The sequence below is a fragment of the Pseudomonas sp. 25 R 14 genome (assembly GCF_900004755.1).
Taxonomy (GTDB): domain Bacteria; phylum Pseudomonadota; class Gammaproteobacteria; order Pseudomonadales; family Pseudomonadaceae; genus Aquipseudomonas; species Aquipseudomonas brenneri.
Genome location: NZ_CVTS01000036.1, coordinates 30,843 through 42,872, shown reverse-complemented (window position 1 = coordinate 42,872; position 12,030 = coordinate 30,843). Strand labels below are relative to the sequence as shown.

Here is a 12,030-nt window from a genome sequence, read left to right as displayed (position 1 = left end):
TCACCGTGTGGCAGTAACAGGTAACAAGACATGGCAAAAGAATACAGCCGTACCCAACGTATCGGCGATCAGATGCAGCGCGAGCTGGCCCAACTGATCCGTCGCGAAGTCAAAGACCCGCGCGTTGGCCTGGTCACCATCACCGCTGTTGAAGTGAGCCGTGACGTCGGTCACGCGAAGATCTTCATCACCGTGATGGGCCAGGACAACAGCGAAGAGATCGCGCAAAGCATCAAGGTGCTCAACTCCGCCGCAGGCTTTTTGCGGATGCAGTTGGCCCGTGAGATGAAGCTGCGCAGCGTGCCCCAGTTGCACTTCCACTACGACGAAAGCGTCGTGCGTGGTGCGCACCTGTCGGCCCTGATCGAGCGCGCCGTGGCTGAAGACAATCAGCATCCGTCCACACCTGAAGACGCCAAGGAGTAAGCGGTGGCTCAGGTCAAACGTATCCGTCGTAATGTCAGCGGCATCATCCTGCTCGACAAGCCCATTGGTTTTACCTCCAATGCCGCGTTGCAGAAGGTCCGCTGGCTGCTCAATGCCGAGAAGGCCGGGCACACGGGCAGCCTCGATCCCCTGGCCACTGGCGTATTGCCATTGTGTTTTGGCGAGGCCACCAAGTTCTCCCAATACCTGCTCGACTCGGACAAGGGTTACGAAACCCTGATGCAACTGGGCAAGACCACCACCACGGCAGATGCCGAAGGTGATGTTTTGCAGGTTCGCGACGTGACCGTTGGTCGTGCAGATATTGAGGCTGCCTTACCTGCTTTTCGTGGGCAAATCAGTCAGATACCGCCGATGTACTCGGCTCTCAAGCGTGACGGGCAGCCTCTTTACAAGCTGGCACGTGCGGGCGAAGTAGTGGAGCGCGAACCGCGTTCTGTTACTATTGCGCGCTTGGAATTGCTCGTCTGCGAAGGCGACACCGCACGTTTGGCCGTGGATTGCAGCAAAGGCACCTATATCCGTACCCTGGTGGAAGATATTGGTGAACAGCTCGGTTGCGGCGCGTACGTTGCTGAGTTGCGACGCACCCAGGCTGGCCCTTTCACCCTGGCCCAGACGGTCACGCTGGAAGAGTTGGAGGCCGTGCATGCCGAGGGCGGCAACGAAGCAGTTGATCGCTTCCTGATGCCATCGGACAGCGGTTTGCTGGATTGGCCATTGCTGCACTTCTCGGAGCACAGCGCGTTCTACTGGCTTAACGGCCAGCCGGTACGCGCACCGGATGCCCCGAAATTCGGTATGGTGCGGGTACAAGATCACAACGGTCGCTTTATCGGTATCGGTGAAGTGAGCGAAGACGGGCGCATCGCGCCGCGTCGACTGATTCGGTCAGAATGACCGGACGAGTGTGGCTGTTAACAGGCACGGTCAACACTCATTTTTAGATACAGGGATTTGTCCCTGGCCTGTTGAAACTGCCCTTTGGGTGGTTTCCTGAAAAAAGGATTGCCTCATGGCTCTCGACGTTCAAGAAAAAGCACAAATCGTAGCTGACTATCAGCAAGCTGTTGGTGACACTGGTTCGCCAGAAGTGCAAGTTGCACTGCTGACCCACAACATCAACAAGCTGCAAGGTCACTTCAAGGCCAACGGTAAAGATCACCACTCCCGTCGTGGTCTGATCCGCATGGTAAACCAGCGTCGTAAGCTGCTGGACTACCTGAAAGGCAAGGATCTGGGTCGTTATCAGACTCTGATCGGTCGCCTGGGTCTGCGTCGCTAATCAGCGATTGCGCTAGAGGTTGGTTGTCTGTCGTGTGTCAGTGGGATTCCCGCTGGCCCATGGCAGGCTCCCAGCCTCAAGTTTTATCTGGATACACGTTTTACCCCTGGACAAGGGTTGGGCCGATTCCCGACATTGCCCAAGAATTTCGCAAGAAGACCAGTTCCCCAAGAGCCACAAAGAAGGTAGGACACCGTGAACCCGGTAATCAAAAAATTCCAGTTCGGTCAGTCGACCGTTACCCTTGAGACAGGCCGTATCGCCCGTCAGGCCTCCGGCGCAGTGCTGGTCACCGTTGATGATGACGTCAGCGTATTGGTGACCGTCGTTGGTGCCAAGCAAGCCGATCCAGGCAAGGGCTTCTTCCCTCTGTCTGTTCACTACCAGGAAAAGACTTACGCTGCCGGTAAGATCCCTGGCGGTTTCTTCAAGCGCGAAGGCCGTCCCTCCGAGAAAGAAACCCTGACTTCCCGACTGATCGACCGTCCGATCCGTCCGCTGTTCCCAGAAGGCTTCATGAACGAAGTGCAGGTTGTCTGCACCGTCGTCTCCACCAGCAAGAAGACCGATCCGGACATCGCTGCGATGATCGGCACCTCGGCTGCCCTGGCCATCTCCGGTATTCCTTTCGATGGTCCGATCGGCGCTGCCCGTGTTGCGTTCCACGAAAGCACCGGCTACCTGCTGAACCCGACTTACGAACAACAGAAAGCTTCGAGCCTGGACATGGTCGTTGCCGGTACTTCGGAAGCCGTGTTGATGGTTGAATCGGAAGCCAAAGAGCTGACCGAAGACCAAATGCTGGGCGCCGTACTGTTTGCTCACGACGAGTTCCAGGTTGTGATCAACGCAGTTAAAGAACTGGCCGCTGAAGCTGCCAAGCCAACCTGGACCTGGGCTCCTCAGCCAGAAGCCACCGAACTGCTGGGCGCTATCCGCTCCGAGTTCGGCGCTGCGATCTCCGAAGCCTACACCATCACCATCAAGGCCGACCGTTACGCTCGCCTGGGTGAGCTGAAGGATCAGGTTGTTGCCAAGCTGTCCGGTGAAGAAGGCCAGCCTTCTTCCAGCGAAGTCAAAGCTGCTTTCGGCGAGATCGAATACCGCACCGTTCGCGAAAACATCGTCAACGGCAAGCCACGTATCGACGGTCGCGACACCCGCACCGTACGTCCGCTGAACATCGAAGTCGGCGTTCTGCCAAAAACCCACGGTTCGGCACTGTTCACCCGTGGCGAGACCCAGGCCCTGGTTGTTGCAACACTGGGTACTGCCCGTGACGCACAGCTGCTGGACACCCTGGAAGGCGAGAAAAAAGACCCGTTCATGCTGCACTACAACTTCCCTCCGTTCTCGGTAGGTGAGTGTGGTCGCATGGGTGGTGCTGGTCGTCGCGAAATCGGTCACGGCCGTCTGGCCCGTCGTTCGATTTCGGCCATGCTGCCGGCCGCTGATGTGTTCCCGTACACTATCCGTGTTGTGTCGGAAATCACCGAGTCCAACGGTTCCAGCTCCATGGCTTCCGTTTGCGGTGCTTCCCTGGCTCTGATGGACGCTGGTGTGCCGATGAAGGCGCCGGTTGCCGGTATCGCCATGGGCCTGGTTAAGGAAGGCGAGAAGTTCGCCGTCCTGACCGACATCCTGGGTGACGAAGACCACCTGGGCGACATGGACTTCAAGGTAGCCGGTACCGCCAAGGGTGTGACCGCGCTGCAGATGGACATCAAGATCAAGGGCATCACCGAAGAGATCATGGAAATCGCCCTGGGCCAAGCCCTGGAAGCGCGCCTGAACATCCTCGGCCAGATGAACCAGATCATTGGTCAGTCGCGTACCGAGCTGTCGGAAAATGCTCCGACCATGATCGCGATGAAAATCGACACCGACAAAATCCGTGATGTCATCGGTAAAGGTGGCGCGACCATCCGTGCGATCTGTGAAGAAACCAAGGCTTCGATCGATATCGAAGACGACGGTTCGATCAAGATCTTCGGCGAAACCAAGGAAGCTGCTGAAGCTGCACGCCAGCGCGTCCTGGGCATCACCGCTGAGGCTGAAATCGGCAAGATCTACGTCGGTAAGGTTGAGCGCATCGTCGACTTCGGCGCATTCGTCAACATCCTGCCGGGCAAGGATGGCCTGGTTCACATCTCCATGCTGAGCGATGCTCGCGTTGAGAAAGTGACCGACATCCTGAAAGAAGGCCAGGAAGTGGAAGTGCTGGTATTGGACGTGGACAACCGCGGCCGTATCAAGCTGTCCATCAAGGACGTAGCGGCAGCCAAGGCTTCGGGCGTTTAATTACTCCCCAGGCTTCACGCTGAAAAAGAGGACCCTTCGGGGTCCTTTTTTTATAGCTGTGGGAAAGTGAAGGTAAATCAGCCGTTTAGCCCAGGGCAAAAGCCGCAACTTGCATGCAGGCACGATACCCTTCATGCAAGTTGCACGATTCCGAAAATCGACAAATATTTCAACTTGTTGATTTTAAAGGTAATTATTGATCGTGAAGACTTGGCACAGCGCCTGCAATAGTACGGGTAACCCTGCAGCATTAACGTTGAAACGCTGCAGACCTTCGAAAAAACAGGAGTTACTCGTATGAAGAAGTTCGCTATCGCTGCTGCAACTGCCACCGCTCTGACCCTGACCATGGCTAACGTTGCGTTCGCCCAGACTTCCCAGGCTCCAATGGTTGTAGCCGCTGGTGAAGTGACCAAGGCCAAAGAAGCGACCTCTGACACCTGGATCACCACTAAAGTCAAAGCTGATCTGGTCACCGAGAAAGGCATTCCTGGCACCGACATCAAAGTCGAAACCAACAAAGGCGTGGTTTCCCTGTCCTCCAACGTTGCTGTGACTGACGCACAGAAGGAAATGGCAGTAGCTATCACCAAGAAAATCAAAGGCGTTAAAGCTGTATCGGCCGACGGCCTGAAAGCAGAGTAACGCTTAACAATTCGACTGAACCCAGGCGGCCTAGAGCGAGGCAGATATCCGCTCAATGCACCTTACAGGTTCATGCGACCGACCACAGGGATGTGGTCACTACGGGCCCCGGCACTTGTGTCGGGGCCCGTTTTATTGTGGTTTGGAATACATATTTGCGGATGATGGAGCTCAAATGTGGGAGGCTGGCTGACCCACCGCTATCGCAGGCAGGCCAGCTCCCACACTTCAGACTTCTGGTGCCGGGTAATTACTCGGCATCCAGGTGCATTGGCGTAACAACCCGGCCATCTTTCTCGGCTTGCCCGAGGTTGGCATCAATGAAGTACACCCGATCATCGTCCAGCTGGCCCTTGTCCACCAGATAGTCCTTGATGGCGCTGGCACGATCCTGCCCCAGTTGGCGCAGCAGCACGTCACTGGCGCTCCAGAACTTGATCACACCTTCGCGCAGCTTCGCCGTGCGCTCATCGCTGCCCAGGTCTTTCCACTCGGCCGGAGGCTGTTGTTTCAAGCGGGTACGGTAGATGCCTTCCAGCAATGGGGCTTTTTCCTTCTCCGGTACGACAAGCAACGATGCCTGGGCCGGGACTTTATCGCCACGGCGCTGGAGGATCTTGTAGTAGTTGTATTGGTATTCGCGCTCAAGCCGCTCGCCGGCCAGGAACGGACCGTCGCTGCTCGCCGCCGCAGTGCCTTCGATCTCCAGGCGCAGGGCAGGGCGCTCCTTGAGGGCCTTGGAGAGGCTGTTGAGGGCCGACTCGGCGTCCTTGCTCAACGCACTGGAGCCTGCAGCGAACGACACGTTGCCAAGGTCTTCCGAGCCGCCACCGGTGACCAGCCCGCCAATAAACTTGAACGGCGCCGTCGCCGCGCGCACCACCAGGTTGCGCAGGGTTTGCCAGACAATCGGCATCACGCTGAATTGCGGGTTGTTCAAGTCGCCAGTCACCGGCAACTCGATGGAGATCTTGCCGTCGGTGTCCTTGAGCAGGGCAATCGCCAGACGAATCGGCAGGTCCACCGCGTCCGCACTGTCGACTTTTTCGCCCAGTTGCAGTTGCTCCACCACCACCTTGTTCTCGGCCTTCAATTGGCCCTTGGTGATGATGTAGTGCAGGTCAAGGTTGAGCCGGCCCTTGCGGATCCGGAACCCGGCAAACTTGCCCGAATACGGGGTCAGGGTTGTCAGTTCGACGCGTTTGAAGCTAGTGGCGATGTCGAGCGCGGCCATCGGGTCAAACGGGTTTACGCTGCCCTTGATGGTCACCGGCGCGTAGCGGTCAACCTTGCCCTTGATATCGACGCTGGCCGGTTTGGCCTGGCGGCTGTCAATGGTGCCGATCTGGCCGTTGAGTTGCTGGATCGCGGTGGCGAAGTTTGGCGTCAGGCTGAAGTCGGCGAAGTTGGCCGAGCCATCATTGATCGCGATCTGGCCGATCCGGATGCCCAGGGGCTTTTCGTTGCTCGCGCTGGATTTGGTGGTGGACTTGGCACCACTGTCGGCTGGCTGCGGGATCAGCAGGTCATCGACGTTGGTGGTGCGATCATCGTTGATCATGAAGCGGACATAGGGTTGCAGCAGGTTGATCTTGTCGATCGACAGGCTGTTGCCATGCTGATAGTTCAAGCCTTCGACCACCAGGCGCTGCCACTTGAGGAAGTCACGGGTCTTGAGGGTGTCCAGGGTGTGCAACTGGTCCACTTGCGCACGGCCGGTGATCTGCAGCGCGAGGGGCTCGGTACTCTTGAGGTTCACATCCAGGTTGCTGCCCAGCATGCCGCTACGCAGCTCCAGGCGGATAAACGGGCTGATATAGGACTGGGCAACCCGCAGGTCGATATCCTTGGTGTCGACTTTCAACTTGGCGCTGACCGGGTTCAGGTTGACCTGGCCGCTCGCCTGGATCTTGCCCTGTTTGCCCAGGCCGGTGTCGATCTTGAGTGTGAAGGGGCTTTGGTTGAGGCTGTCGAAGTCTTGGACATCGACATTCAGCGGGCCCAGTTCCAGCGCTACCGCAGGTTTTACCTGGCGATCAGCCAGATGCACCTGATAGTTGCGCAGTTGCACATCCTTGAGTAGCACTTGCCAAGGCTTGCTTGGCGCTACCGCCTCGGGTTTTGGCGAGTCGGCGGTGGCTGGGGCCGTTGCCGGCTCAGGGGCTGCGGCCGGCTTGCTCGGCTGGCTGGCGAACAGTTTCTGCCAGTCCAACTGGCCATCGGCTTCGCGGGCAGCCCAGGTTTCGAGCTTGTTACTGCGGATCTTACCGACGATCACTTGCTGCTTGGCCAGGTCGATCGAGGTTTCGCTGACATCCAGGCGCTCCAGACGCGCCAGTGGCCGGCCATCCGGGGCCTTGATCGCGAAGGGCGCGATGCTCGCGGAGACGTTGGTCAGGTTCAGTTCGGTTTCTTTGGCCAGGTTGAGCTTGTAGTCGGTGCTGAAATTGAGCACGCCATCTTCCAGGACCAGTGGCACGGCGTCGCGCACATACGGCCACCAGACTTTCATCTTGCCATCAGTGACTTTGAGCTTACCCTCAGAGGCGATCGGGACCAGGCTGAAATTGCCGGTCCAGTCGATCTGGCCGCCTTCGGGGCCTGCGGCGACCAGGGTCATGTCGGCGTTGTCTTCGGGCAGGGTGCTGAGGTTTTTCAGTTCGAAGTCGAGTTTGTCGTAGAGAAACTCGATAGGCTCGCTTGGGCGCACGTCTTCAAAGTGCACGTAGCCGCCGGCCAGCTTGATGCGCTCGATGCGCAGTGGGAACGGTTTGCTTTCGGGATCATCGGGCGTCGGTTCGCTCGGCGGCACTTTGAACAATTGCGCGAGGTTGAGCGTGCCGGCCTTGTCGAACAGGATTTCGGTCTTCGGCTTGTCCAACTGCACATCGGCCAGGTGCAGGGCACGGGTCCAGAGGCTGTCGATCTGCAGGTTGGCGTAGAGGCGTTCAAAGCCCACCTGCTCCTTGCCGGGCTCACCGATCTTCAGGCCCCAGAGGGTCAGCTCAAGGCTGAACGGGTTGAGCTCGATACGCTCGATGCGGGCTGGCACGGTGGCGTAGTTGGCCAACTGTTGGTTGGCCACGCGAAGGGCGATGCCGGGGAGAATCAGGAAGCCCAGCAAGCTATAGAGTGCAAGGGCGGTCAGCAAGGCGCCTGCGGCGCGAATCAATCCTTTGGGCATGGGTGACGCCATCTATGTGGTTCAGAAGTGCCTTGGAGTATGGCACGGGTTTGCGGTTCCGAAGAACCGCGCCTTTATTACGCCAGCCTAAGCTTTTCAGGACAATCCTACAGTTGCAGGATCAGAGTCTTCAGCGGTGGCTGTTGGTCTTGTGAGGGGAAGTCCGCGCCGGGTGTCATCACTTTCCAGTCGCGTACAGGCCGGCCGGCCTTTTCGGCGCAGCGCAAGACCTGCTCGCGCCAGTCATCCATGCTGACCTTTGCCAGGTTATTGCAGCAAATCAGTACGCCATTGTCGGCGGTGGCGAGCAATGCCGGTTTGAGCAGGCTTTGGTAGTCACGCAACAGGTCCACGGTCCCAAAGGCGCTTTTGGCCCAGGCCGGCGGGTCGAGCAGTACCAGGTCATATTGACGTTGTTCCAGGCGCGGGTAGCTGGGCAGTTTCTGTCCGCGACGCTGAGTGATCGGCAGTCCCGCCAGTTGGCGAATGGCAGGGAAGTAGTCGGACTGTACAAAGGTCATTTTCGACAGCTGTGGGTTCAACTCGCCGTTTTCTTGGCCGACGGCCAGGTTGCCCTCGGCAAAGTCCAGGTTGCATACCTCGCGGGCTCCACCGGCCGCTGCGCTGAGGCCGACGCCACAGGTGTAGGCAAACAGGTTCAGCACACTTTTGCCGGCACTGTGCGCCTTGACCCAGCCACGGGTGTTGCGCAGGTCCAGGAACAGCAGCGGGTCCTGCCCGGGGTGGCGGCCGCGCACACGGTAGTTCAGGCCCCACTCGTGGCCGACCAGATCCTCCAGGGCCGCGGGTTCGGCGCGGTATACCGTGTCTTCCCGGTCGATCCGCGAGTTGCCGCGGGAGCGGTCGTTATAGACCAGCAGCAACTCCAGGCCCAGGTACTGGTTGATCATCAGGTGCAGTTGCTGTAGCGCATCGCTGTCCAGGGACTGGTGAAAACTCTGCACCATCAATTGCGGGCCGTAACGGTCGATGGTCAAGCCACCGGCGCCTTCCTGGCTGCCATGGAACAACCGGTAGCAATCGGTGCCTTGGGCATGCAGCTCGGCGAGCAGGTCTTGACGGTGATCGAGGGCGGCGCGCAGCGCCTGATTCAGGGACGACATGGAGCGCGCCTTGCTGGGGAATTGAAGCGCGCAAGTTTAACAGCTCCTGTGGGTCCCGGCTTTTGTAGGAGCGGGCTTGCCCGCGAAAAACTCGATATCGCCGCGCTTCGTCAGGCTTATTGCGTCAGCGTTGACGATTTTCGCTGGCAAGCCAGCGCCTACAAGGGGTTGCGTCGTTACAGCAGGCCCATTCGCCTGTGGGCGCGCTGCACCGAACCATTGCGCATTGCCCAACGCAGCAGCGGTGCGCTGCGCTTGACCCCGGCGCGGATCAGTTGGCGTTGCAGTGGGCTTTGTTGCTGGCCAAGCATGTCGCTGGCCCAGCCCGGCAGTAGGTCGATGCCGGCCTGCATCATCAGTGCGCCGAACGGCTTGGCCAGGGTGCTGGGGGCCGGGGCATTGAGCAGTAGGCGCAACACTTCGTGGCTGCGCTCGTCACACAGCAGTTGTGGACGAATTCGTTGCAGATAATCCGAAATTTCCTGCCGTGAGCGCGGCACATGTCGTGCCCCCAGTTGCTCGGCGATCAAGGCGATCTCGCTGTAGTACCGGTCCTGATCCCGAGGCGATAAGTCCGGGTTTTTGTAGCGCAGGTGCGCCGCCAGAAAGCTGCTGACTTCGGCGACATGCACCCAGGTCAGCAATTGCGGATCGCTGGCCGCATAAGGACGCCCGTCAGGGGCATGCCCGACCACTTGCAGGTGGATGGTACGCACTTTTTCGATTAGCCACTCGGCATCGCGCCGCGAGCCAAAAGTGGTGCCGGAAATAAACTGCGAAGTACGCCGCAGGCGCCCGAGCATGTCCTGGCGAAAGTTCGAATGGTCCCACACGCCGGCCAGCGCCAGGGGATGCAGCGCCTGCAACATCAAGGCGCTGATACCGCCGATCAGCATGCTGCTGAAATCACCATGGACCTGCCAGCTTACCGAGTCCGGCCCGAACAGCCCTGGATCGCCCTTGGGGCTTTCCAGGTCCAGGTTTCCCAGGGACAGGCCTGTCAGGCTCATCAACTGGGATTCGATACGGTTGCGCAGAAATTCCATGGTGGCTTGGGGGTTCCTATCGGTTCAGGCGCTTGTCGATCAGGCCATCGACCACGCTGGGATCGGCCAGGGTCGACGTATCGCCCAGGCTGTCCAGCTCGTTGCAGGCGATCTTGCGCAGGATACGCCGCATGATCTTGCCTGAGCGGGTTTTGGGCAAGGCCGGTGCCCATTGGATCAGCTCGGGCTTGGCGAAACTACCGATTTCCTTGCTGACCAGTGCCAGCAGGTGCTTTTTCAGCTCGTCGCTGGGCTCGACGCCATTCATCGGCGTGACAAACGCATAGATGCCCTGGCCCTTGAGGTCATGGGGATAGCCGACAACGGCCGCCTCGGCCACCTTGTCATGCAGCACCAGCGCGCTTTCCACCTCGGCGGTACCGATGCGATGGCCGGAGACGTTGATCACATCATCGATGCGCCCGGTGATCCAGTAGTCGCCATCCTCGTCGCGCCGCGCGCCGTCGCCGGTAAAGTAGTAGCCGGGGTAGGGCTTGAAATAGGTGTCGATCATCCGCTGTGGGTCGCCATACACGCTGCGGATCTGCCCCGGCCAACTGGCTTTGATCGCCAGGACGCCACTGCCGGCGCCGCTGATTTCCTTGCCCTGTTCGTCGAGTAATACCGGCAGTACCCCAAACATTGGCTGGGTCGCGCAGCCGGGCTTGATGCGCTGGGCGCTGACCAGCGGGCTGAGCATGATGCCGCCGGTCTCGGTCTGCCACCACGTATCGACAATCGGGCAGCGCTGCTCGCCGACGGCATTGAAATACCATTCCCAGGCTTCCGGGTTGATCGGTTCGCCGACACTGCCGAGCAATCTCAGGCTAGCCCTGGACGTGTTCTCCAGCGGACCATGGCCCTCACGCATCAGGGCCCGCAGGGCGGTGGGTGCGGTGTAGAAAATATTCACCTGATGCTTGTCGATCACCTGCCAGAAGCGCGAGCTGTCCGGGTAGCTCGGTACGCCCTCGAACATCAGGGAGGTGGCGCCATTGGCCAGTGGCCCGTACACGATGTAACTGTGGCCGGTCACCCAGCCGACGTCGGCGGTGCACCAGAACACCTCGCCTTCGCGGTAGTCGAGCACGTACTTGAAGGTCATTGCCGCTTGCAGCAGATAGCCACCGGTGGTGTGCAGCACGCCCTTGGGCTTGCCGGTACTGCCGGAGGTATAAAGGATAAACAGCGGGTCTTCGGCATCCATCGGCTCGGGCGGGCATTCGCCGCTGACCGCGTCAACGGCTTGTTGATACTTGAGGTCGCGCCCCTCGGTCCAGGCCACGGCGGCGCCGGTACGTGCTACCACCAGTACCGTCGTGACATTTGGGCAACTGGCCAAGGCCTTGTCGACATTCTGTTTCAGCGCCACGGGTTTGCCGCCGCGTACACCTTCGTCGGCGGTGATCACCGTGCGGCAGTCGGCATCGAGAATACGATCGCGCAAGGCATCCGGTGAGAACCCGCCAAATACCACCGAGTGCACCGCACCAATGCGCGTGCAGGCCAGCATCGCGTAGGCGGCTTCTGGAATCATCGGCATGTAGATACACACCCGGTCGCCTTTCTTCACGCCACGGCTTTTCAGCACATTGGCCAGGCGGCTGACGTTTTGATGAAGTTGGCGGTAGGTGATTTTGGACGACTTTGCCGGATCGTCGCCTTCCCAGATGAAGGCCGGCTGATCGGCACGCTGCGCCAGGTGCCGGTCAATGCAGTTGTAGCTGACGTTCAACTGGCCGCCAGCAAACCACTGTGCGGCGCCGGTGTGGATATCGCAGTGCTGGACGGTCTGCCAGGGCGTGACCCAGTCGAGCAAGGCCTTGGCTTGTTCGGCCCAGAAGGTGTCGGGGTTCTCGATAGATTGCCGATAGAGGCGCTGGTAGTCCTCTTGGCCCAGTTGTGCAGCACGGCGCACGGCATCGGCATGGGGAAACTGGCTGATATCGAACATACAGGGATCCTTATTCTTGTTATGGCCACAAGAGCGTAAACGGC

Annotated in this window: 9 protein-coding genes; 5 read left to right on the top strand and 4 right to left on the bottom strand. The window is 59.3% G+C overall.

Features of this window, described 5'->3' with window-relative positions:
- Positions 1-30 precede the first annotated feature (30 nt).
- From rbfA to BFQ03_RS09440, 5 genes are all read left to right on the top strand, one after another.
- Entirely contained in the window at positions 31-426 is a 396-nt protein-coding gene (gene rbfA, locus BFQ03_RS09460; protein ID WP_029298974.1) for a 30S ribosome-binding factor RbfA, read from the top strand.
- A 3-nt stretch (positions 427-429) separates the two neighbouring features.
- Positions 430-1,347, top strand: coding sequence for a tRNA pseudouridine(55) synthase TruB (gene truB / locus BFQ03_RS09455; protein WP_065942927.1), 918 nt, complete (start codon positions 430-432; stop codon positions 1,345-1,347).
- 115 nt (positions 1,348-1,462) lie between these two features.
- Positions 1,463-1,732 (top strand): 30S ribosomal protein S15, encoded by a 270-nt coding sequence (gene rpsO / locus BFQ03_RS09450; RefSeq protein ID WP_003177875.1) that lies wholly within the window; start codon positions 1,463-1,465, stop codon positions 1,730-1,732.
- 195 nt (positions 1,733-1,927) lie between these two features.
- Complete coding sequence (gene pnp / locus BFQ03_RS09445; RefSeq protein WP_032862917.1) at positions 1,928-4,033, top strand: polyribonucleotide nucleotidyltransferase; 2,106 nt, start codon at positions 1,928-1,930, stop codon at positions 4,031-4,033.
- A 297-nt stretch (positions 4,034-4,330) separates the two neighbouring features.
- Positions 4,331-4,678: a BON domain-containing protein gene (locus tag BFQ03_RS09440; protein WP_065942926.1), complete on the top strand. Its 348-nt coding sequence runs from the start codon at positions 4,331-4,333 to the stop codon at positions 4,676-4,678.
- Between the two features lie 250 nt (positions 4,679-4,928).
- On the opposite strand, the gene BFQ03_RS09435 is transcribed toward BFQ03_RS09440, so the two are convergent.
- The 4 genes from BFQ03_RS09435 to acs all read right to left on the bottom strand — a co-directional run bounded on the left by BFQ03_RS09435 (position 4,929) and on the right by acs (position 11,986).
- Positions 4,929-7,862 carry a DUF748 domain-containing protein gene (locus BFQ03_RS09435; protein WP_065942925.1) on the bottom strand — a complete coding sequence of 978 codons (2,934 nt, stop codon included), beginning with the start codon at positions 7,860-7,862 and terminating at the stop codon, positions 4,929-4,931.
- 107 nt (positions 7,863-7,969) lie between these two features.
- On the bottom strand, positions 7,970-8,986 hold the full coding sequence (locus tag BFQ03_RS09430; RefSeq protein WP_032862921.1) for a class I SAM-dependent rRNA methyltransferase: 1,017 nt from the start codon (positions 8,984-8,986) through the stop codon (positions 7,970-7,972).
- Positions 8,987-9,162: 176 nt separating this feature from the next.
- Positions 9,163-10,032 (bottom strand): oxygenase MpaB family protein, encoded by an 870-nt coding sequence (locus tag BFQ03_RS09425; protein ID WP_032862922.1) that lies wholly within the window; start codon positions 10,030-10,032, stop codon positions 9,163-9,165.
- A 16-nt stretch (positions 10,033-10,048) separates the two neighbouring features.
- On the bottom strand, positions 10,049-11,986 hold the full coding sequence (gene acs, locus BFQ03_RS09420; protein WP_032862924.1) for an acetate--CoA ligase: 1,938 nt from the start codon (positions 11,984-11,986) through the stop codon (positions 10,049-10,051).
- Positions 11,987-12,030: the final 44 nt, after the last annotated feature.